A 22,473-nucleotide genomic window follows, 5' to 3' on the forward strand; every position below is an offset into this window, starting at 1 on the left:
TTCTAAATTATCGCTTCGATCACAGCGGAAATACCGATGTCTACAACCCAAAAATAAATCGTGACAAACACTATGGTGCCGAGAACAATTAAAGTATAGTTCGTCAGTTCTTTACGATTGGGCCAGCGAACTTTTTTAAGTTCCGCCCAGCTTTCAGAGAAAAAGGAAAACAGAGACTTGAAACCACGTTTCACGCCGACTACACCTCCAAAAGAAAACTATCTGGTTTCGCGATGAGGAGTTTGCTCGTTACAGAACTTGCAAAATTTCTTCATCTCCATGCGGTCGGGGTGATTTCGCTTGTTTTTGGTGGTTGTGTAGTTTCTTTGTTTGCAGCTTGTACAAGCCAAAGTGATAATTACCCGCATGATGTGCACCTCCCGAAGACGTCCTTCTTTGTCAGAAGAATCGATATTGATCCTAGTAGAAACAACCTTGTTCTCATCGAAACTCGGTTATTTCTGCGAGATGAATAAAACCGTTGTTCCAAAAACTGTAACAACGATCCATTCATAAAACACGCGAATTTAGGCCTACCTAAAACACTTTATCACAAGGGTAGCGCCATTTCAAGCCTTTTTCTCTCTGATTGTGGGCTGCAATAAATGCCATTGCCAGCTAGACCAGGGAATTCGTCCCCGGAATATTGTAAACACCTCGCTGTAAAAAACTGTGGCGTTTCACAGTCTTTGTCCATCCTGCATAGCATTTAGTCTATATCCAGTATGTTCAATCTTTCAACAGATGAAACACCAAATATTACACATTTTGCTTTTGCGAAAATGGACATCCTTGATTATCGTCCTATCCTGTCTGCCAACTAAAAATAATGGCGACAAAGTATACGGAGATCCTTCGCCGGCCATCCTGATTTAAAAAGCAATCAGGCAATTAAAAAAAGGCTCTGATTGAGCCTTCTGCTTCTTATCCGACACTTGCTATTAATTATCCCTGACTTCCAGATAACGTTCAAGCTTGCGCTTTACCCGCTGGAGTGCATTGTCAATCGATTTTACATGACGCCTTAAATCTACCGCAATCTCTTGATAGGATCGACCGTCCAAATAGAGCATCAGGACTTTCCGTTCCAGATCGCTTAAGATTTCTGACATCTTGTCTTCCAGGCCGACAAATTCCTCTTGATTAATAATCAGTTCCTCCGGATCGCTTACCGCAGTGCCACAAATGACATCCAACAGTGTACGGTCCGAATCCTCATCATAAATCGGCTTGTCCAATGAGACATACGAATTGAGCGGAATATGCTTCTGTCTCGTAGCGGTCTTAATTGCCGTAATGATCTGTCTAGTAATGCAGAGCTCGGCAAAGGCCTTGAACGAAGACAGCTTATCCCCTTTAAAATCACGAATTGCCTTGTACAGCCCGATCATGCCTTCCTGGACAATATCTTCCCGGTCAGCACCAATCAGAAAATAGGAGCGGGCTTTAGCACGTACAAAATTCCGGTATTTATTGATCAAATACTCCAGCGCCCCGCTATCACCCTCGCGGACCGCCTCGACAATGTCTTCATCGCTTATCACATCATACCCTGACAACATGACTTCCTTGAGGTCCACACTCAATAGAATCCCTCCGGCCCGGAACGCACGGTAGCCCGTCACTCGCTTGAAATATATGACAAGTATATATGATGTCTACTAGACCGTCAACCACGTTCTACCTAAAATAGACCGATAATAACATTTAATGTAAACTTTTTCGTAGATTCATATACCGTTTTCATTCTCCAAATGAGCCGACCTTTCGTCCCTATTGTGTAAAACAGTTCTATTCCCTTCGCCAGCGCTCGAACATCTGTCTCACATCCGGCGGCAACTTCCCGTCAAGTGTATTCCGGCTCTTGGTCTGCTCTTTCGTTATTTTCTGCTTCACTTCGCGCTCGCTCTGTTCCACTTCGTTTAGCAATTCCCGGGCGGACAACCTGAGTGCTCCCCGAGCAAAAATCACATGCTGCTCAATTAAATCGCTGGTCGCCACATAAATTTTTCGCCGGCGGTGGCTGAACTCTCCGACTAGTCGTTCAATGCACTCATCTGCGGTTTCTTTTTCCTTAGTAAAAAACACCTGAACCTTGCCTTGCGTGTAGGATTTCCCCAGCCCAGGGACCCGGTATGCGTCAAAAATCACCACGACTCTGAGGCCGGAATACGCCTGGTAATCCGCTAATTTCTCCAGCAGCAGGTCTCGCGCATCATGCATGCTGCTATTGGCGAGCTTCGCAAGATATGGCCAGCCGCCGATCATATTATAACCGTCGACCAGCAGCACATCCCGCCAATCGGCCATCATTGCTAACCTTGAAGGCGGCGACGGCGAAGCACTTCGTACATAACGACACCTGCGGCAACCGAGGCGTTAAGCGAGTTGATTTTTCCGGCCATCGGCAGTTTCACAAGCACATCGCATTTTTCACGGATCAGACGCCCCATTCCTTTACTTTCATTACCGATAACGATAGCAACCGGCCCGTCAAAAACCTCAGTGTCATACAATTCCTGAACAGCATCAACGACCGTCCCGACAACCCACACGCCCATTTCCTTCAGCTGATCGATGGTTTGGCCCAGATTGGTCACTCTGGCTACGGGTACATACTCTACTGCGCCAGCAGATGTTTTGGATACCGTCGCCGTTACTTGTGCGGATCTGCGCTTAGGCAGTATGACGCCATGAGCACCCGTGCAGTCTGCCGTACGGAGAATCGAGCCCAGATTGTGCGGATCCTCGATCTCGTCAAGCAGCAGCAAGAAAGGCGGTTCGCCCTTTTCCTCCGCAACCTTCAGCAAATCTTCCACTTCCACATAGGCATACGGTGCCGCTTGGGCAACCACGCCTTGATGCTGTACCCCTGGAACCATCTGATCCAGCTTGCGTTTGTCCACATGCTGAATGACAATGCCCAGTTTCTTCGCTTCCGCGATGATCGGCAGGGTCAGATGTTTTTGCGCATTTTCGGCAATCCATATTTTATTGATCGTACGTCCTGATTTGAGCGCTTCCGTTACGGAGTGCTTACCAGCTACTACTTCCTCTTCTTGCAACATGTAGGTCTCCTCCTGCATATCAGCCGGCGTCCCCCTTGAGAAACACCGGCTGTATCGTTTCAATGTTGATGCTCTATTGCCTGACGGTCTATTTAACAGACCCCTCAATAAACTCGATGCTCTTCCCAATGAGCTCGCGGAGACGATCCTGCTCCCCCGTATAATATAAATACCCAACGAGCGTCTCAAATGCCGTTGCATGCCGATATTCGAGCACGTCGGCATTTTTGGGGATGCTGCCTGATTTGGCATTGCGTCCTTGACGCACAACATCGCGTTCTTCTTCCGTCAGCTCCGGATCCAGATAAGCCAATATTCGGCTCTGTGCCTTCGCCGACACAAATCCTGTTGCTGTCCGGTGCAAGTGATGGGGGCGGAGATTCGCTCTTGATATCAAAAACTGCCGCACCGCCACCTCATAAATGGCATCTCCGATATAGGCAAGCACGATGGGCGGGATTAACCGGGCCGGCTTCGACGGCGGAAAACCGAACCAGCCTACTGCGGGATCATGATGCTCAGGCCCGCTCATTTACGCCGCCAGCGCATACCTTGCGCCGTATCCTCAAGCACGATGCCTTCGTCCGCCAGCTTGTCGCGGATTTCATCCGCTCGCGCCCAGTTTTTATTCTTCCGGGCTTCGATACGTTCGGCAATCAGAGCTTCAATCTCCTCATCCAGCAATTCATCCGTGCCTGTATTTACGATGCGCAGCACGCCGTTCATTTCGTTGAAAGCACGCAGCACTTCATGCAGGTCAGCCGCAGGAATCGAAGCTTCCTTCAGCAGCTGATTCGCCTCGCTGGCCCATTGGAACATGGCGGTGATGGCATCCGGCGTGTTGAAATCATCCTGCATTTTCTGGTGGAATTCGACAAGGACGGCCGATATTTTATCCGCAACTTCCTGGCTTACGTTACCGTCCTTCGAACCGATCGCGGTACTCAATCGATGCTCGACATTAGCCGCCGCATTCGCCAGACGTTCCACGCTGTTCTGTGCCTGCTCCATCACCTCATCGCTATAATTCAGCGGGTTGCGGTAGTGGGTGGACAACATGAAATAGCGGACAGCTTCTTTTGTATATTGTTCACGAAGTTCCTTAACCAATACACCATTACCTAGCGATTTCGACATTTTCTCGTTATTGATGCGGATATAACCATTGTGCATCCAATAGTTCGCCAGCGGTTTGCCTGTCAGCGCCTCGGACTGCGCCACTTCGCATTCATGGTGCGGAAACTGCAGGTCTTGACCGCCGCCATGGATATCCAGCGTATCCCCGAGATAACGACGGGCCATGGCGGAGCACTCAATATGCCAGCCCGGGCGGCCGTCGCCCCAAGGGCTGCTCCAGTAGATCTCTCCGGGCTTCGCAGCTTTCCATAGCACGAAGTCCTCCGGGTTTTCTTTCCGCTTATCCACTTCAATCCGGATACCGAATTGCAGCTCATCGAGATTTTGCTGGGACAGCTTGCCGTAATCGTCAAATTTGCGAGTCCGGTAGAAGACATCTCCCCCGTTCTCATAAGCAAAGTCGCGGTCAATGAGTTCCTGGATGAATTCGATAATGCTCTCCATATTGTCCGTTACCCGCGGATTTAATGTCGCTCTTGGTATGCCAAGACCGTCCAGATCCTCGTAATAGGCGTGTATAAACTTATCCGCAACCTCCGGAACGGTAGTCCCGGTTTGCTCCGCTTTCCGGATCATTTTGTCATCCACATCCGTAAAGTTCACCACGTAATTCACATCATTACCCTGATTCTCAAAATAAGCTCGAACCACGTCGAAAAAGATCATCGGACGGGCATTCCCGATATGGATATAATCGTACACGGTAGGACCGCACACGTAGATCTTTACCTTTCCAGGTTCCTGAGCAACAAACGTTTCTTTCATACGGGTTAACGTGTTATAGATTTGAAGTGCCATAGGGTATCATCTCAATCCTTTCATTCCATCGCTTATTGTTCCTTCACGGCTTACGGGTTTACTCTTCTTTGGCCGAAGACACAACGACCTCGGATACCATGCCTTTAGGCTGGTTTCGTTTGCTCTCATGAAGCTCCGCCCGGAGCTGATCGATCTCCTTCTGCATTGAACGCAGCATATCCACAATCGGATCGGGCAGATTCGTGTGATCCAGCCGGTCGCGCACCCGCTCCCCGTTCTGTTTCACGATTTTTCCCGGATTGCCGACAACGGTGCTGTTTTGGGGGACTGGTCTTAGTACGACTGCATTGGAACCAATGTTACAGTTATCCCCAATCGTAAAGGAACCTAGCACTTTCGCCCCCGATCCGATGACCACGTTGTTGCCGATGGTCGGGTGCCGCTTGCCTTTCTCCTTACCGGTTCCACCAAGCGTAACCCCTTGGTAGATCACCACGTCATCCCCAATCTCACAGGTCTCTCCAATGACAACCCCCATCCCATGGTCTATGAACAGCCGATGCCCGATACGGGCTCCCGGATGAATCTCAATCCCTGTCATAAACCGGCTGAACTGGGAGATCAACCGGGCCAGCGTATACCATCGCCGCTTAAATAATGCATGAGCTACCCGGTGCGCCCACAGTGCGTGAAGCCCCGAGTAGGTGAATACCACTTCAAAAAGTCCCCGGGCAGCCGGGTCATTCTCGAACACTGTCCGAATATCCGATTTCATCTGTTTAAACATGAACGCTCCCTCTTTCCCCTCTTCCAATCGCGCATGCAACTTGCCATCCATCGTTATTCCTGTAAATAAAAAACGCCCCTGCAGCTTATCGCTGCAGAGGCGCTAGACCGCGGTTCCACTCTGCTTAGAACCGGCACAAGCCTCCTCCCTTCGACAGGGACGGATTCTACCGATTCTCTTCATGTCATTAACGGCAGACGACCGGCATGATCTAACGATTGTGTTCGCTTCAACCATGCAGCTCACAGGTGCATTTCCGCTGCAGGCGACGGGACAACTCTCAGCCGGCAAATTCAAGTGGTCCTTGTCTTCTGCCGATTGTCCTCTCTGGAACGTGCCTGTTTTACGCGTACTTCTCCTGATCGTAGCTTTTGTACGTTTATATTTGTTGATCTAGGTGAGGGAAACAACGCTCTATAGAACGCTGCGCTGACGGATTGTGCTTCCGATCGCTGTTGCCTTCCGATTTCTTTAACGATATCACATAGGTGGAAATCGGAAGACAAAGGCGAACGCTTCGCTTCTACAGCACAATTCCGTCCTCTCCGCTGCTTCTCCGTATGAGTTGTTGCTACCTAACCTAGATCAAAGAATATTTCACTTATAGTTTGGTGTAATTATAACTGATGATATACGGGCTGACAAGGAACGTTTATCGAGGAAGCGCCCGAATTATGCGCCCTTGATCTGAGAACGCAAACGGTCAAGCACGCGATCCCTGCCAAGCAGCCAAATCGTCTGGTTCAGGTCCCGGCCATGGGTTTGTCCCGTCAAGGCTACGCGGATCGGCATAAAGAGCTGTTTGCCCTTAAATCCGGTCTCCTTCTGGACTTCCTTGATCAGTGCCGCAATCTTCGGAGCGTTAAACTCATCCGACTGCTCGATCTTCGCAAGGAATGCCGACAATACGGCGGGCACCTGCTCGCCGCCCATCACTTCAATCCCTTCGGCATCCAGCTCCAGATGTGTGCGGAAGAACACTTCCGACAGATCCACGATATCCGAAGCAGCAGTCAACTGCTCCTGATAGAGCGCCACGAGCGCGCGTGCCCATTCCTCTTGCTCGGCCGTAAGCTCGGACGGCAAGCGGCTGGCTTTCTGCAAATGCGGAATGGCTAGATCGGCAATCCGTTCCGGATCCGCATTCTTGATATACGTGTTGTTCAGATGAGCCAGCTTGTTCGTATCGAATACCGCAGGGCTCTTGGATAATCGATGCTCATCAAAGATCGAGATCAACTGCTCTTGGGAGAACACTTCCTCTTCCCCTTCCGGAGACCAGCCAAGCAGCGAGATGAAGTTGAACAGCGCTTCAGGCAAATAGCCAAGCTGGTCATACTGCTCAATGAACTGAATAATCGATTCATTACGCTTGCTCAGCTTCTTATGATCCTCGCCCACGATCAGGGTCATATGTCCGAACTGAGGCGGCTCCCAGCCAAAGGCTTCATAGATCATCAGCTGACGCGGCGTATTGGAGATATGATCCTCCCCGCGGAGCACATGGCTGATCTTCATCAGATGATCGTCCAAAGCTACAGCGAAATTGTAGGTAGGAATGCCGTCTTTTTTAACGATGACGAAGTCGCCCGTCTCTTTGCTGTTAAACGAAATCGTGCCCTTCACCATGTCATCGAACGTGTAGATACGATCTTCCGGAACGCGGAAGCGGATGCTGGCCACACGGCCTTCGGCCTCAAGTGCCTGACGCTGCTCTTCCGTCAAATCCCGATGCTTCCCGGAATAGCGCGGTGTTTCGCCGCGAGCCATCTGCTCTTCCCGCTCCTGCTCCAGCTCTTCCTCCGTGCAATAACAGCGGTAAGCAAGCCCGCGATCCAGAAGGTCCTGCCAATATTCTTTATAAATATCAAGACGCTCGGTCTGGCGATAAGGTCCGTACTCGCCTCCGACATCCACGCTCTCATCCCAGTCCATGCCCAGCCACTTCAAGTATTTCAGCTGGCTTTGCTCTCCGCCTTCTACGTTGCGTTTCACATCCGTATCCTCGATGCGGATAATGAATTTCCCGTTGTTCTTGCGAGCAAATAAATAATTGAATAATGCCGTTCTGGCATTGCCGATATGTAAATGTCCCGTTGGACTCGGTGCATAGCGCACGCGGACTTCTCCGGTCATTGTAACCCCTCCGCTTCCCTATTCTTTCAAGATTCCTCGCTCAAAAAACTCCCTTATTGAACACATACTTCAAGATGATAGCATACCTTTTACGAGGCAGACAACCGATTGCGCGGCGATACCTTCGCCCCTGCCAGCAAACCCGAGCTGCTCGGTGGTGGTCGCTTTCACGTTAACCTGATCCACCTCGGCATCCAGCGCTTTGGCGATCACTTCCGCCATCTGCGGAATATAAGGCGCCATCTTCGGCTTCTGCGCAATAATTGTAGAATCGATATTACCAAGTCTATACCCGCGTTCCTTCGCCATGACCCATACCTGCTCCAAAAGCTTCAGGCTATCGGCGTCTTTAAAGGCAGGATCGTTATCAGGAAAATGACGACCAATGTCGCCAAGCCCAAGCGCTCCCAAAATCGCGTCCGTTACGGCGTGCAGCAGCACGTCGGCATCGGAGTGCCCGAGAAGCCCCTTGTCATAAGGAATCGTGACACCTCCGATGATGCACGGCCTTCCTTCTACGAGCTGATGTACGTCAAACCCCTGTCCTACTCGAATCATCCCATGTCCTCTCCCTTACGGTTCTCTAAAAAAGCTGCATATTCCAGATCCTCCGGTGTGGTGATCTTAATATTGCTGTATTTCCCCTCCACCACGGTTACCGGATGTCCTGCTCGCTCCATCAGCATGGCATCGTCAGTGCCTGTAAACCCATCCTTCGCAGCAGCCTCATGTGCAGACAGCAGGTCGGAAAGACGAAAAGCCTGTGGGGTCTGGACGGCCCACAGACTTTGACGGTTCGGGGTGCCTGTAATCAGCCCCTTACCGTTCACCTGTTTAATCGTATCCTTCACGGGGACCCCAAGTACCGAGGCGCCCTCACGGATTGCCGCATCGCGGCAGGCTTCAATTTCCTCTTGCGTTACAAACGGCCTTACGCCGTCATGTATCATTACCCACTCTGAAGAAATTTGCTTGATGCCCTGGTATACGGACTGCTGCCTCTCGCTTCCCCCGGGGATTACAGCGGACACCTTGTTCAAACTGTATTCCTGAATCCAGGATTCGCAGCGAGGGACATCCTCCATCCCCGTCACAAGCACAATTTCCTGCAGCCATGGTATCCTGCTGAATGCTTCAAGCGTATGAACGATAATGGGCTTTCCGTTCAGAGCCAAGTACTGCTTGCTCTCCCGGGTGCCCATCCTCGTTCCTTTTCCCGCCGCTACAATAACAGCGCCGAAGTTACTCATCAAGCACCAAACTCCTGTCTCACCCAACACGTCCCAAACGGACGAATAGCGGATATGTATATCCCCATCATACCCCTTTACTGGGCTTTTTCCAACAGTTTTGGTTTCGCGAAGATCATCCGGCCCGCTGAGGTTTGCAGTACGCTGGTAACGAGCACCTCCATCATCGTGCCGATGTACTCGCGACCGCCTTCCACGACGATCATCGTACCGTCATCCAAATAAGCGACGCCTTGACCATGCTCCTTGCCGTCCTTGATAATCTGTACCAGAATTTCCTCCCCTGGCAGAACCACCGGCTTCACCGCGTTGGCGAGATCATTAATGTTCAGTACCGACACACCCTGCAGCTCACATACCTTATTCAAGTTGAAATCATTCGTGACCACTTTGCCTTGCAGCACTTTGGCCAGCTTCACCAGCTTGCTGTCGACTTCGGATATTTCCTCAAAGTCCCCTTCATAAATGAGCACCTTGACGTCCAGCTCTTTCTGGATTTTGTTCAAAATATCAAGACCCCGCCGGCCGCGATTTCGCTTAAGAAGGTCTGAGGAATCCGCAATATGCTGAAGCTCCTCCAGAACAAACTCAGGAATGACAATCGTTCCTTCGATAAATCCGGTCTTGCAAATATCCGCAATTCTCCCGTCAATGATAACACTCGTATCCAAAATTTTATGTTCCTCTATGCGCCGGCCCTCAGGCTCAGCAGCTTGACTCCACTTGCCCGACATCCATAGAGAAGCCAGTTCATCCTTCTTTTCCAGTCCAATGCGAAACCCGATGTAACCACCGAGCAGCGTAATGCCAACCTGCAGCAGCTGCCCTGCTTGTCCGAGCAAGGACAACCCTGGTGACAGCAATACAGACAGCAGCAGGCCGCTCAACAGTCCGGCAGTACCCGCAGCCAGCTCATTCATCGGAATCCGGGAGAACGAAGAGATCAGGCTGTGCAGCCATCTCGTTACCCGATCCGCTGACAGCACGCCGATCATGCCAAACAATAATCCTCCAAGCACCGCGAAGGCTCCGCTTCCCGCTGCAAATAAACCTTGTCCAAAAATAGGCGAGAGCCCTGAGAAAGACCGTTCCATTGTATGATATAACGTATACCCGCCCCATGCTCCGCATAATACTGTAAATGCTAAAATAGCTTTTTTTACCATGAGCTTCCGCACACCTCCTTTTTATACATAAATATCTTTGCTTCTATTTTCCAGTATGGTCCAATTTATAAAGTCGTAATCGTGCCGACCCATCTTTTTTAAGATAAAAGTTTTCAGTGAAACCAAATGAATTGGATAATCGCAAGAAAAACATCCTCAAATATGCAGTCTATCTTCTGTAAAAGTGCGCCTATTGACGCTTTTTTATCCTATTTCCATATCCCCATATCCTACCGGTTTTGCCTACCCCCATCAGGCTTTGACGTGTACTTACATCAACCTCACAAATGGAATTGACCGCCTTCGGACACCTGAAATTGGTTGAAATCGCCTGAAGTAGTGGAATATAATGAACTCAATTCATAATATCGAGGTGGATGTATAAATGAGCGCTCCTAGTTTACAGGCTTTTCAGGACCAAGTTTCCGAATTGTTGCTCCGTCACCGCAGTCTCTTGGATGTTCTGTCTAAAAATGGTCAAAGCAATGCTTCAGTCAACCGGGCCGTAACCAAGGCCATCACAGAATGCGGATGCATCGAGCTCCACGCCACGAAGCAATCCTTCGATATGGGCGCTGATCTCGAATCAGCCCGCGAATTAGCTGGCACGCACGTCGAAGGCCATCTGTGCGAGAATTGCCGTGAAGCGGTAAGCACCGAGCTTGGCCGCAACCTATTTTATATGTCTGCTCTTGCGAATCTTCTGGACATTCAACTGGATGAGGTTGTTGACAAGGAGTCGCAGAAATGCTCCACATTGGGTATTTTCAACCTGTCGTAAAGCCGCTAACATGAAAACGGTTCGTAACGGCAAGGTACTCCATGCATACAAAAAAAAGCATTTATCTCGCTGCGCTAGCAGGGAAATAAATGCTTTTTATTTGGATTATGTCACAAATCTGTCCTATCGGTCAGAGGATTGAAAGGCCTCATCTGATTTGGGATCATCCTTTTTACGACGTTTTTTGCGGTTCAGCCTGCGGAAATTCTGTTGCAAGCCATAACCTGCGTACAGGACCAATGGCAAGAATATCAGCTTGGAAGTCTGCTCTGGTAAGAACACGGCAACCATGACTGCGCCAATGATGACGAGCGGTGTAAATTTAATCGCTGTTTTCGGAATGCCAATCTTCTTGAAGTTCGGATACTTGACTGCGCTAACCATGAGGTAAGAAAGTAGTAATATGGCAATAATCATATAAGTTGCTGTAATCTCTTCATGGAATAACGCCAAGGTTGCCAGCACGCCTCCCGCAGCGGGGATCGGCAGGCCGATAAAATATCCCGGTATGCCCGGACGAACATTAAATCTTGCAAGACGCAGTGCGCCGCACATCGGAAATATGGCGGTCACTGTCCAAGCCAGTGCTGTATTAATATCCGTAAACGCTACGGTATACATAATGAGTGCCGGTGCTACGCCAAATGATATTACATCGGATAATGAGTCAAGTTCCTTGCCGAGCTCGCTTTGGGCATTCAATGCCCGAGCTACCCGACCGTCCAGTCCATCAAGGAGCATGGCAATGATAATCATTATGGCGGCCATACTCGTTCGACCTTCCGTCGCCAAGATGATACCAATCATTCCGAGAAACAGATTACCTAAAGTAAACATATTCGGAATTGATTTCGTCATTTTTTTTATTCACCTCATTAATGTTACGTACGAACATCGATTGTAGGTCTTTTAGATTTGTCTGTCAATGAATACTTGTTCTTGCAATCGTTTCAGGCCTTCTTTAATGGTCCGTGCGCGAACTTCGCCAATCCCGTCCACTTCATCAAGTTCATGGATGGAAGCGATCATAATGCTGGATAAATCATGGAACTGGTCGACCAGATTACGTACGATCACATTCGGAAGGCGCGGGATTTTGTTCAAAATCCGGTAACCACGCGGCAGTATTTCTTCCTCCGAAGCAGCGGCGGAAGCCGGATAGCCAAGAAGCCTTACAATATGGTGAATGTCCAGCAGTTCCTCATCCGTTGAACGCTTCAACGCAAGAATGATCTCGCGGATCTTCTCCTCGCTGTACTCCCGGGCATAGTCCGCATACAGCAGCCAAGCCTCTTCCTCTATGTTGCTTACAAGCTCATCCATCTGCATGCTGATCAAACGACCTTCGTTGCCGAGCTCGTTGATATAGCGCTTGATCTCCTTCTTGATGCGGAGCACCATCTCGACGCGCTGAATCACATTCACGACTTCCGGAATGGTGACCAATTCTTCAAATTCAGATGCCGAGAGGTTGGTAAGCGATTGATTAAGCACCACTCGGTATCGCTCCAAGGTCTGTATAGCCTGATTCGCCTTGGTTAAGATTACGCCGATTTCCTTCAATGCATACCGCAGCGATCCTTGATACAGCGTAATAATGTTTCGGCGCTGCGAGATGGACACAACCAGCTTGCCTGTCTGTTTCGCTACCCGCTCCGCTGTTCTGTGCCGTATCCCCGTCTCGATGGAAGAGATCGAAGAATCCGGAATCAACTGGGTATTCGCATATAAGATACGTTTCAAGTCTTCACTCAGGATGATGGCGCCGTCCATCTTGGCCAGCTCGTATAAATAGTTTGGCGAAAAATCGCAGTTAATGGAGAAGCCGCCGTCAACAACTTCCATTACCTCCGGGCTGTAGCCCACAACGATCAGGGCGCCCGTCTTTGCCCGCAGCACGTTCTCCAGTCCGTCGCGAAACGGCGTTCCCGGTGCTACCAGCTTTAGCAAATCATTCATTTTGTCCAGTTGGCTCGTTTCTTTCACCTTCGTATGCCCCCTAATCTAACGCAACCGCTAATGCATCTGCAACGGTGTTTACTCCTATAATTTGTATTCCTTTAGGATGCTTCCATCCCTTTAAACTCTTCTCCGGCATGAGTACGCGCTTAAAGCCCAGCTTCTCGGCTTCCCTTACCCTTTGTTCCGCTCTGGAAACGGCACGTACCTCGCCGGTCAGGCCAACCTCGCCAAAGATGACATCATACGGCTTGGTCGGAATGTCGCGGAAGCTGGATGCAATGCTAACCGCTATGGCCAAATCCACCGCTGGCTCATCGAGCTTCACGCCGCCGGCAACATTCAGATAGGCGTCTTGCGTTTGCAGGTACATGCCCATCCTTTTCTCCAGCACGGCAATGATCAAATTCATGCGGTGGTGGTCCACCCCTGTGCCCATCCGGCGCGGGGACGGGAAGTGGGTTGTGGAGATGAGCGCCTGCAGCTCGACCAGAACCGGACGAGTTCCCTCCATGCTTGCAACAACGGTCGAACCCGCTACCCCTAAGGGCCGTTCAGATAAAAACAGTTCCGATGGATTCCCGACTTCCCGAAGTCCGTCCTCACCCATCTCAAAAATGCCAATCTCATTCGTCGAACCGAAACGGTTCTTTACCGCACGAAGCAAACGGTAAGTATGGTGACGCTCTCCTTCAAAATAAAGCACACAGTCCACCATGTGCTCCAGCATCCTTGGGCCTGCAATAGCGCCTTCCTTGGTCACATGACCGACCAGGACGGTCGCTATGCCCTTTACCTTCGCCAATCGCATGAAGCGTGCCGTACACTCCCGCACCTGGGAAACGCTGCCCGGCGCACTGGTTACCTCCGGCAAATACACCGTCTGAATGGAGTCAATGACAACAAAGCCAGGTTGCACGTTCTCAATGGCTTCCTCAATCGATTCCAGATTGGTTTCACACAGGACAAACAGCTCCGGAGACAGCGCCCCGAGCCGATCTGCACGCAGTTTGGTCTGGCGTACGGATTCCTCACCGGAAATGTACAGAACGCGAATACCGTTCTGGGCCAATCGATTGGAGGCTTGCAGCAGCAGCGTGGATTTGCCGATGCCGGGGTCACCGCCGACTAACACCAGCGAGCCCGGAACAAGCCCGCCGCCGAGCACGCGGTTCAATTCCGCAATGCCCGTCTGGATTCTGGGTTCTTTACCGCTTTCTATATTTATGATCGAAAGGGGTTTTTCTTTACTATGAAAAAGAGGGGAATTCATCCCCTGCGTCTTGATTACCGTCTCGGTCTCTTCTACCATGGAGTTCCATGATTGGCAGCCCGGACATTTTCCGAACCATTTAGGCGCTTCATAGCCGCACTCGGTACAGAAAAATTTCGTTTTAGTTTTTGCCATGTAAGTCTCCTTTATGTCGCACATCATTTGTCGGATTTCGTAAAACCCTGCAAAATCAGGCATTACTCAAAGTTTACCATTTCTTATAATTCAACGTAAAGGTTAATTGGAAACTTTACGCGAGATGTTTCGAATTTGAAGGGTCGTTAAACCATACATGTCCGCTTCGCTGCCGGATCGTTCTTACGATCGCTGTTAAAACCAGGAGACTGGAATTGATATTATGGTAGTTTCCCGGTTTTAAAGGCGAACGCTGTCGCTTCTTCAGAACGATTCCGTCCTCTCCGCTGGGTTGATACATGAGGGTCTGTTTTCTTAATTCGCTATTCATCCATATGCCTAATTATTTTATCGATAAAACAGCCTCGGTCATTGCATTCAATGACTTCTGAGCATCCAAGTCTCTGCCCCATACAAAACCTTCATCTTCCATTAACAATAAAATCAAAAACCCCCGCTGGTTTTAATCCAACGGGGGTTGAAGTTACACTTATTCCGTTTCGGCTGATGCGGCAGTGACGCTCTCGTTCTTGTGTACAACCAGCTCGCCATTTGCCTCATCAATGGTGAGCGAGTCACCCTTGGCCACAGTACCTTTCAGCAGCTCCTCGGAGAGGCGATCCTCGATGTGCTTCTGGATAGCCCGGCGCAGTGGGCGTGCACCGAAGGCCGGATCGTATCCTTCCTTCGCAATGAAAGCCTTCGCTTTGTCTGTGAGCTCGAAATGCACCTCGAATTCCTTCAGACGTTTACGCAGCTCATCGGACATCAATGTCACGATTTGGGCAATGTGTTTCTCTTCCAGAGAGTGGAACACGATGATCTCGTCAATCCGGTTCAAGAACTCCGGACGGAAGCTCTTCTTGAGCTCATCCATCACTTTGCCTTTCATGTTGTTATAATCGCGACCTGCATCCGTCACTGCAGTAAAGCCAAGCGTAGAGTTCTTCTTGATGGCTTCCGCTCCCACGTTGGAGGTCAGGATGATCAGGGTGTTGCGGAAGTCCACCACGCGGCCCTTGGAGTCGGTCAAGCGTCCGTCTTCCAGCACCTGAAGCAAGATGTTGAATACCTCAGGGTGTGCCTTCTCGATTTCATCGAGCAGCACAACGGAATATGGTTTGCGGCGGACCTTCTCGGTCAGCTGACCGCCTTCTTCATAGCCGACATATCCCGGAGGCGCTCCGACGAGACGTGATGTGGAATGCTTCTCCATGTACTCGGACATATCGATCCGCACAACCGCATTCTCATCTCCGAACATCGCTTCCGCAAGGGCGCGTGCCAGCTCGGTTTTACCTACCCCGGTAGGACCCAGGAAGATGAAGGAGCCCATTGGCCGCTTCGGATCTTTCAGTCCTGCACGTGCCCGGCGAACCGCACGGCTGACCGCTTTGACCGCTTCCTCTTGACCGATCACCCGGCTGTGCAGAATTTCTTCCAGATTCAGAAGACGCTCGGTCTCTTCTTCTTTCAGTTTATTTACAGGAATACCAGTCCAGTTGGCTACAACGTCGGCGATATCCTCCGGAGTTACCTCGGAATCGGTACGTCCTTGTTTTTCTTTCCATTGATTCTTCGTAATTTCAAGCTCTTCACGCAGCTTCTGCTCCGTATCGCGCAGCGCTGCAGCTTTCTCGAATTCCTGGCTTTGGACAGCTGCGTCCTTCTCTTTGCGGATGTCCTCCAGATGCGCTTCTTGATCTTTCAGATTTGGCGGTATGGTATACGTATGAAGGCGAACTTTCGAACCGGCCTCGTCAATCAGGTCAATCGCTTTATCCGGCAGGAAGCGGTCCGTAATGTAGCGGTCGGACAATTTCACAGCCTGCTCGATCGCTTCATCCGTAATTTTCACGCGGTGATGCGCTTCGTAACGGTCACGCAGTCCATACAGAATCTGAATGGCTTCCTCCGGCGACGGTTGGTCCACCGTAATCGGTTGGAAACGACGCTCGAGAGCAGCGTCTTTTTCAATATATTTACGGTATTCATCCAGGGTGGTTGCCCCGATGCACTGAAGCTCTCCGCGTGCCAATGATGGCTTAAGAATATTGGAAGCGTCAATCGCACCTTCTGCACCGCCTGCACCGATCAAGGTATGAAGCTCATCGATGAACAGAACAATGTTACCCGCTTGACGAATCTCATCCATAATTTTTTTCAAGCGATCCTCAAACTCGCCGCGGTATTTGGTTCCGGCAACAACCGAGCCCATATCCAGCGTCATGACGCGTTTGTCACGCAGTGTCTCTGGAATTTCGTTGTTAATGATGCGTTGTGCCAGGCCTTCGGCAATCGCCGTTTTACCTACCCCTGGTTCACCAATCAACACCGGGTTGTTCTTCGTACGGCGGCTCAGCACCTGAATCACGCGCTCGATTTCTTTGCTGCGTCCGATGACCGGATCCAGATTGCCTTCTTTGGCAATGGCGGTCAGATCGCGAGCGAGACTGTCGAGTGTAGGCGTGCTTACGTTTTGCGGCGTGCCATGATGGCTCGATACCGCTTCGCTGCTGCCAAGCAGCTGCAGTACTTGCTGGCGAGCCTTATTCAAGCTAATGCCCAGGTTGTTTAGTACACGAGCTGCAACCCCTTCGCCCTCGCGAATCAGCCCCAGCAGAATATGCTCAGTACCTACGTAGGTATGACCAAGCTTACGAGCTTCGTCCATGGAGAGCTCAATTACCTTTTTCGCTCTAGGCGTATAAGCAATGTTGGTAGGCTGCTCCTGTCCGCGTCCGATTAATGTTTCGACTTCATCCTGAATTTTCTCAAGACCAAGTCCAAGTCCGATCAGCGCTTTGGCTGCAATGCCGTCTCCTTCACGAATAAGTCCTAGCAGGATATGTTCTGTGCCGATATTGTTGTGCCCCAGACGTACCGCTTCTTCCTGAGCCAATGCAAGCACCTTTTGTGCACGTTCCGTAAATCTGCCAAACATCATAGTATTGCACCTCCACGTTTCAATTAATATATTGAACCTCGCGGATTTCGGTGTATCGTCATCTATAGGACGCTTACACCGTCATCCAACTGTAAAACGAGTATAGATCCTTAATGGGTACCCAGTGTTTCTCTGATGAGCTTAGCCCTGTACATGTCGCGTTCGGAAGGAGTCATTCCTTCTCCATAGGTCTTCTGCAGAAAGCCCGGCTGTGTCTTCACATTCAGTTCATTCATGACCGGGATTTCCGGGCCTTCCAAGAGGCCGAGATCCACACCAAGCCGAACATCGGATAAACGCTGGGCTGCTTCCTTGGAATCCATCACCGCCGCATAGGACAGTATGCCATAGGAGCGCATGACCCGATCCGTAATCCGAAGCTTGGATTCACCCAAGAGCCGGGCTCTGGCATTCTTCTCATGCTCGATGATTTGCAGGGCGACGCTGTGAAGATTCTCAATGATCTCCGACTCGGTTTGACCGAGCGTAATCTGATTCGAGATTTGAAACAGGTTGCCTAACGCTTCGCTGCCTTCACCGTAAATCCCTCTTACCGTCAAGCCTACCTGCGATACAGCCGAGAGAATCCGGTTAATCTGCTGTGTCATAACAAGAGCGGGCAGATGCATCATGACGGATGCGCGAAGACCGGTGCCGACATTCGTCGGACAGCTTGTAAGATAACCTCGCTTGTCATCAAACGCATAATCGATCTCGGATTCAAAAACATCATCCAGCGCCGTCGCACGTGCCCATGCCTCACGAACCTGAAATCCTGGATATAAACACTGGATGCGCAGGTGATCCTCTTCATTGATCATAATGCTGACGGATTCATCTTCAGTAAGGATGACTGCACCGTTTCGGGATTCATTCGCCAGATTGGGACTGATTAGATGCTTCTCAACAAGAACCTTCTTATCCAGCTCATCAATCTCACTTAATTTAATTACATGCAAATCCCCGAAATCCTGCAAATCGTCCTTATTCTTCAATACATCCGTCAGGCGCTCTAGCACTTCTCCTGACTGCTGATCCGTTGCCAGCAGCGGGAAAGGAAGATGCTGCAGATTGCGCGCCACCCTGACACGGGTGCTGATGACAATGTCGGAATCCTGACCGTTCCCGCGCATCCACTCGCTCAGCGCCGAATCGGTAAACCGGAGATTAGACATCACGCATTCCTCCTACTAAAGTGCAAAATCTTACAATCTTATCCCTGAGCCATATTTCGCTCCAGCTCACGGATTTGGTCCCGTATCTCGGCAGCCGTTTCAAACTCCTCCTGCACGATCCGAATTTGAAGCTCCTTCTTAAGATCATCGATTTGGCGTTTGATCTGAATCCGGCCACCCGTACGTTTCGGCACTTTGCCGACATGGGAAGTCCCCCCATGGACTCGCTTAAACAATGGATCCAATCGATCCGAGAAATATTTATAACACGAGCTGCAGCCGAACCGGCCAAGCTTGCTGAACTGGGAATACGTCATACCGCATTCTTCACATTGCAGCGTCTGAGCCATTTTTGCACCGGGGCTCTGGCCCTTGCCTGAAGGATCCAGATCCAGAAGACCTGACAGCAAACTGTGTATAGAAAAACCATTCGACGTGCCGGGGATCAATTCCCCTTTTTCACGGGCACAGGTTTCACAAAAATGAAACTCCGTTTTCTCCCCGTTCACAATTTTGGTGAAATGAAGTGTCGCCGGCCGTTTACCGCATTCTTGGCATAACATAATCCGATGCCTCCTTACACAGACTCACTTACCTAATAAAGAAATAAGCATCGCCTTCATAATCCTTGCACGCAGCTCATCCCGATAAGGAAGCTTCACATTCAGGCACTCCCTCGAAATGGCGGCCCGCATCAGGCTGGCCTCCCGCCTCGTTAAAAACCGGGATTCCTCCAGCTGGTAAATCAATCCTTCAGCCACCGTCTGATCAATCATGCTGCCAATGGTATGGTGAAGATGCTGCTGGAGTGCAGTATGCTGGGGAAGCTCGATACGCTGGATGCGTATGTACCCGCCCCCGCCGCGCTTGCTCTCGACAAGAAAGCCCTTCTCCAGCGTGAACCGTGTACTGATCACGTAGTTGATCTGGGAAGGAACGCAAGAAAATTGCTCCGCCAGATCGTTGCGTTGAATTTCAACGGTACCCTCCGGACTTTCCTGCAGTATGCTCTTCAGGTATTGTTCGATAATATCAGAGATATTACGCATTGGTCTGTTCATCCTCCACTGTTTGAAACGTTAAGACGGATAGTGATCTTACACGTCCGCACAGAGCCTTGCTTATACGTTAATTTTAACCATAATCAAAATCAGCGAACCCTCTCGTTGACTTTGACTTTCTTTGACTTTGATCTCATTATAGCACATTTTTTCATTTTGCCAAGAGGGTTCTTCTCAATTTATCGCGTTAGCAGTTATTCTTATTGTACCCAGTTCTTTGACCGCTTATAGCCTCTTTCCCAAGAACAATTCATTTCAAGGGCAACAAAAAAGAAGCAGCCTTCATGCCGGGTGAAAACCGGTCTCAAGGCCACTTCTCCATATCGTGCTCCTGTATCGTCTACATCTTCAAGCGTCATAACTGATCAAGTAGTGCTGTAATTCCGTATTGTAATAACCGATGCTGTATTCAATGATACTGCCTGTCCCGTCATATGAGGATCTGAGCCGCTTCAGTAACGGCGCGCCTATACTTACTTCAAGCAAGGAGGCAATCTCCTCATTTGCCACGGTCGCCAGAAAACGGTCGCGGAAATTCTCCAGCGTAATTTGACTCTCCTCGATGCGGTCATACAGAGACGGCAGTTCGGTGGAACCGAACTCTTCACCCATATCCACTTGGGATGACACATAGTGGGTGTAGTAAATGAAAGGGCTCCCGTCCAGTAAATACAAACGTTCAATAAGCAGGCACCGCTCCCCGAATTTTAAGAACAATTCGCTATCCGGCTCATTGAGCACCCATTCCGTCTTCAGGTGGCGTTTCCGAATCTGGTGTCCTTCTTCGACCAGAATCTCGGTGAATAGCTTGCCTTTGGAAAGCTTGGAGAAGGAAGTGTTCCGGGTCACAATCGTTCCTACCCCGCTCCGCTTCTCTACATACCCTTCCTGATACAACTCCTGGATTGCATTGCGGACCGTCATTTTGCTAACGTTAAATTCCTGTTCCAGCTGCGGCTCGGAAGGAATATGGGAGCCAAGTGGATACTCCCCATGCAGAATCCGATCTTTTATGATCTTCTTGATTTGCAAGTATAACGGACCGTTCTTCCGCGTGATCGACATGCTTCCTCCTACCTTTCCACGTCAGACATATGATGACTCATTGCCTGAAGCACTTCGCGTTCGCTCGCCGTCGGCGTATCCCCTGTTACGGTATGGGCAAGCATCGCCGCAGCTGCGGCAAAATCAACCGTCCGATTCGGTTCATATCCCTCCGAGATCCCGTGAATCACCCCACTGGCGTAGGCATCACCTGCGCCGATACGGTCATGGACGGAAAACGTCAAGGTTTTGGAAAAGTGAAACGCTCCATCCGTGTAGAGATAGCCTTGCAGGGAATGAGTGTTATCCCCGTTGATCTTGCGGTGGGTACCCGACGCAACCGTAATATTATACTTCGCTGCCACCTTCGGGATCAACTCCTGCAGCTGTTCGCTCTGATCCTCCCGGGTCGTCTCCATGCCAAGGATATAGATGGCATCTTTCTCATTCATAAAAACGATATCCGCTAAAAACAGCATTTCCTCATAGTGCGGCTTGGCAAACTCGTAGCGGTCCGCCCCCCATAAAGTGGGACGATAATTGCAATCGAACACAACGGTTCCGCCGTTTTTTTTAACTTCACGAGCCAGTGTCTTCATTTGGCCCCGTACCGTATCGTTCATGGAAAGGGTAATCCCGCAAAAATGGACCATGTCTATCTTTTCGGCAATCGCACCGAAATCGTACATGGCATCCTCCGCCGTATTAAAGCTGCTGCCCAGTCGATCCGTATAAGTCACACGTCCGGGTCTTACACCAAAGCCATTCTCCAAAAAGTACATGCCGACATATTTGCCTCCGCGGCTAATGAGCGCAGTGTCGATGCCAAGCTTGCGCAGGTAGGAAATCGCCGCTTCGCCAAGCGGGTTATCCGGCAGCGTGCTGACCAGATATCCGTTATGACCGAACCTTGCCACAGCCGAGGCGATGTTTACACCCGTGCCGGAAAAGGAGTAATTCAGATGGCTCTCTTGAGCCAAGGAAGCATATCCCGGTACTTGAAGACGCATCATCACTTCGCCATATGCGGCAATCGTCTTAGGCATATTGATCAACCAGCGCTTTTAGCTTGAGATGCAGCTCTTGAACATCGCTAATGATCGTATCTCCACTGGCCGAGTCGATAATCGAAGAGTACACGTGCGGGATGACCTGCTGCACTCCCGCTTCGAATGCGATGCGCACGATGGCTTCAAAATTCTCTTTATCAATCCCGCCTGTTGGTTCAAGCGCGAATCCTTCCTCCGCACATGCCTTCGCTACCGCGCGGTACTCATCCTCCAGCTCCAAGCCCTGCATCGGGAAGTACTTCAGTGCGTTACCGCCCATGTCGCGCACAAGCGCGATGGCCGCTTTTACAGGTACGATGGCTTTGTCTGATCCGGCAGCGCTCACCGGTCCAGTTGAGATATTCACGTAGCCCACTTGACCTGAAGGAGACACAAGGCTGTTAATCCAGCTTTCTTTGCCATCCAGATTGGCACGTGTAGCACCAACTGCTGGGAACACCTGATTGATATGCGTGCCTGGGTAGCTCTTCACAATCTCGGCTACCACCCCAGCTTGACGGTTATCGCCGGCACCCAATCCGATCGATACCGCATCTTCGATAACGGCGCCGTACTCCTTCATCGCAATAACGGCCTCTTGCGCGTTCGGATAATTTTTGGATAATACGCCGACCACCACATGCCCTTCCGCAGCTTCGAAAATTTCCTTCGCATTCTGAATGCTGCCTGCAAGTACGTTCAGTGCCGCACGATTTCTATAAAGACGTTTCTCCATATTTGCCATT

The 22,473-nt window shown here is 50.2% G+C and carries 24 protein-coding genes; 2 read left to right on the forward strand and 22 right to left on the reverse strand.

All coding sequences use genetic code 11. The features are described 5' to 3' along the window. Positions 1-2: 2 nt before the first annotated feature. From secE to cysE, 8 genes are all read right to left on the reverse strand, one after another. Entirely contained in the window at positions 3-194 is a 192-nt protein-coding gene (gene secE / locus MHH48_RS31725; protein WP_006212940.1) for a preprotein translocase subunit SecE, read from the reverse strand. A 24-nt stretch (positions 195-218) separates the two neighbouring features. Next, positions 219-368 (reverse strand): 50S ribosomal protein L33, encoded by a 150-nt coding sequence (rpmG, locus tag MHH48_RS31730; protein WP_006212941.1) that lies wholly within the window; start codon positions 366-368, stop codon positions 219-221. 573 nt (positions 369-941) lie between these two features. After that, on the reverse strand, positions 942-1,586 hold the full coding sequence (sigH, locus tag MHH48_RS31735; RefSeq protein WP_006212942.1) for an RNA polymerase sporulation sigma factor SigH: 645 nt from the start codon (positions 1,584-1,586) through the stop codon (positions 942-944). A 205-nt stretch (positions 1,587-1,791) separates the two neighbouring features. Next, positions 1,792-2,310 carry an NYN domain-containing protein gene (locus MHH48_RS31740; protein WP_076326260.1) on the reverse strand — a complete coding sequence of 173 codons (519 nt, stop codon included), beginning with the start codon at positions 2,308-2,310 and terminating at the stop codon, positions 1,792-1,794. Between the two features lie 5 nt (positions 2,311-2,315). Next, positions 2,316-3,068 carry a 23S rRNA (guanosine(2251)-2'-O)-methyltransferase RlmB gene (rlmB, locus tag MHH48_RS31745; RefSeq protein ID WP_076326234.1) on the reverse strand — a complete coding sequence of 251 codons (753 nt, stop codon included), beginning with the start codon at positions 3,066-3,068 and terminating at the stop codon, positions 2,316-2,318. Between the two features lie 88 nt (positions 3,069-3,156). Continuing rightward, positions 3,157-3,600 (reverse strand): Mini-ribonuclease 3, encoded by a 444-nt coding sequence (locus tag MHH48_RS31750; protein WP_076326235.1) that lies wholly within the window; start codon positions 3,598-3,600, stop codon positions 3,157-3,159. After that, positions 3,597-5,003 carry a cysteine--tRNA ligase gene (cysS, locus tag MHH48_RS31755; protein ID WP_076326236.1) on the reverse strand — a complete coding sequence of 469 codons (1,407 nt, stop codon included), beginning with the start codon at positions 5,001-5,003 and terminating at the stop codon, positions 3,597-3,599. The genes MHH48_RS31750 and cysS overlap by 4 nt, the downstream gene beginning before the upstream one ends. Before the next feature lie 58 nt (positions 5,004-5,061). Further along, positions 5,062-5,751, reverse strand: coding sequence for a serine O-acetyltransferase (gene cysE, locus MHH48_RS31760; protein ID WP_076326261.1), 690 nt, complete (start codon positions 5,749-5,751; stop codon positions 5,062-5,064). 181 nt (positions 5,752-5,932) lie between these two features. On the opposite strand from cysE, the gene MHH48_RS31765 reads away from it, so the two are divergent. Further along, positions 5,933-6,148 carry a hypothetical protein gene (locus MHH48_RS31765; protein ID WP_144023524.1) on the forward strand — a complete coding sequence of 72 codons (216 nt, stop codon included), beginning with the start codon at positions 5,933-5,935 and terminating at the stop codon, positions 6,146-6,148. A 275-nt stretch (positions 6,149-6,423) separates the two neighbouring features. Here MHH48_RS31765 and gltX read toward each other — a convergent pair whose 3' ends face one another. From gltX to MHH48_RS31785, 4 genes are all read right to left on the reverse strand, one after another. Further along, positions 6,424-7,887 carry a glutamate--tRNA ligase gene (gltX, locus tag MHH48_RS31770; RefSeq protein WP_076326237.1) on the reverse strand — a complete coding sequence of 488 codons (1,464 nt, stop codon included), beginning with the start codon at positions 7,885-7,887 and terminating at the stop codon, positions 6,424-6,426. 69 nt (positions 7,888-7,956) lie between these two features. Further along, positions 7,957-8,445: a 2-C-methyl-D-erythritol 2,4-cyclodiphosphate synthase gene (gene ispF, locus MHH48_RS31775; RefSeq protein WP_076326238.1), complete on the reverse strand. Its 489-nt coding sequence runs from the start codon at positions 8,443-8,445 to the stop codon at positions 7,957-7,959. Further along, positions 8,442-9,137: a 2-C-methyl-D-erythritol 4-phosphate cytidylyltransferase gene (ispD, locus tag MHH48_RS31780; protein WP_076326239.1), complete on the reverse strand. Its 696-nt coding sequence runs from the start codon at positions 9,135-9,137 to the stop codon at positions 8,442-8,444. The genes ispF and ispD overlap by 4 nt, the downstream gene beginning before the upstream one ends. Before the next feature lie 77 nt (positions 9,138-9,214). Further along, on the reverse strand, positions 9,215-10,303 hold the full coding sequence (locus MHH48_RS31785; RefSeq protein WP_076326240.1) for a PIN/TRAM domain-containing protein: 1,089 nt from the start codon (positions 10,301-10,303) through the stop codon (positions 9,215-9,217). A 385-nt stretch (positions 10,304-10,688) separates the two neighbouring features. On the opposite strand from MHH48_RS31785, the gene MHH48_RS31790 reads away from it, so the two are divergent. Continuing rightward, on the forward strand, positions 10,689-11,084 hold the full coding sequence (locus tag MHH48_RS31790) for a DUF1573 domain-containing protein (RefSeq protein WP_076326241.1): 396 nt from the start codon (positions 10,689-10,691) through the stop codon (positions 11,082-11,084). 123 nt (positions 11,085-11,207) lie between these two features. Here MHH48_RS31790 and pssA read toward each other — a convergent pair whose 3' ends face one another. From pssA to MHH48_RS31840, 10 genes are all read right to left on the reverse strand, one after another. Beyond that, entirely contained in the window at positions 11,208-11,942 is a 735-nt protein-coding gene (gene pssA / locus MHH48_RS31795; protein ID WP_076326242.1) for a CDP-diacylglycerol--serine O-phosphatidyltransferase, read from the reverse strand. Positions 11,943-11,993: 51 nt separating this feature from the next. Beyond that, positions 11,994-13,070: a DNA integrity scanning diadenylate cyclase DisA gene (gene disA, locus MHH48_RS31800; RefSeq protein WP_076326243.1), complete on the reverse strand. Its 1,077-nt coding sequence runs from the start codon at positions 13,068-13,070 to the stop codon at positions 11,994-11,996. Between the two features lie 13 nt (positions 13,071-13,083). Further along, positions 13,084-14,451 (reverse strand): DNA repair protein RadA, encoded by a 1,368-nt coding sequence (gene radA / locus MHH48_RS31805; RefSeq protein WP_009594669.1) that lies wholly within the window; start codon positions 14,449-14,451, stop codon positions 13,084-13,086. A 490-nt stretch (positions 14,452-14,941) separates the two neighbouring features. Further along, complete coding sequence (gene clpC, locus MHH48_RS31810; protein WP_076326245.1) at positions 14,942-17,398, reverse strand: ATP-dependent protease ATP-binding subunit ClpC; 2,457 nt, start codon at positions 17,396-17,398, stop codon at positions 14,942-14,944. A 110-nt stretch (positions 17,399-17,508) separates the two neighbouring features. After that, complete coding sequence (locus MHH48_RS31815) at positions 17,509-18,573, reverse strand: protein arginine kinase (protein WP_076326246.1); 1,065 nt, start codon at positions 18,571-18,573, stop codon at positions 17,509-17,511. Between the two features lie 38 nt (positions 18,574-18,611). After that, positions 18,612-19,136 carry a UvrB/UvrC motif-containing protein gene (locus MHH48_RS31820; RefSeq protein ID WP_076326247.1) on the reverse strand — a complete coding sequence of 175 codons (525 nt, stop codon included), beginning with the start codon at positions 19,134-19,136 and terminating at the stop codon, positions 18,612-18,614. 24 nt (positions 19,137-19,160) lie between these two features. Next, a complete protein-coding gene (locus MHH48_RS31825) occupies positions 19,161-19,622 on the reverse strand; it encodes a CtsR family transcriptional regulator (protein WP_006212959.1) in 462 nt (153 codons plus the stop codon). A gap of 360 nt (positions 19,623-19,982) precedes the next feature. Beyond that, the gene (locus MHH48_RS31830; RefSeq protein WP_076326248.1) at positions 19,983-20,699 is read right to left on the reverse strand and encodes a GntR family transcriptional regulator; all 717 of its coding nucleotides are present in this window, start codon (positions 20,697-20,699) and stop codon (positions 19,983-19,985) included. Positions 20,700-20,707: 8 nt separating this feature from the next. Further along, positions 20,708-21,724 carry a sugar kinase gene (locus tag MHH48_RS31835; RefSeq protein ID WP_076326249.1) on the reverse strand — a complete coding sequence of 339 codons (1,017 nt, stop codon included), beginning with the start codon at positions 21,722-21,724 and terminating at the stop codon, positions 20,708-20,710. Continuing rightward, a complete protein-coding gene (locus MHH48_RS31840; protein ID WP_076326250.1) occupies positions 21,717-22,472 on the reverse strand; it encodes a KDGP aldolase family protein in 756 nt (251 codons plus the stop codon). Before MHH48_RS31840 ends, MHH48_RS31835 begins: the two co-directional genes overlap by 8 nt. Between the last annotated feature and the right edge of the window lies 1 nt (position 22,473).

Source organism: Paenibacillus sp. FSL F4-0100 (assembly GCF_037993005.1).
Taxonomy (GTDB): domain Bacteria; phylum Bacillota; class Bacilli; order Paenibacillales; family Paenibacillaceae; genus Paenibacillus_AQ.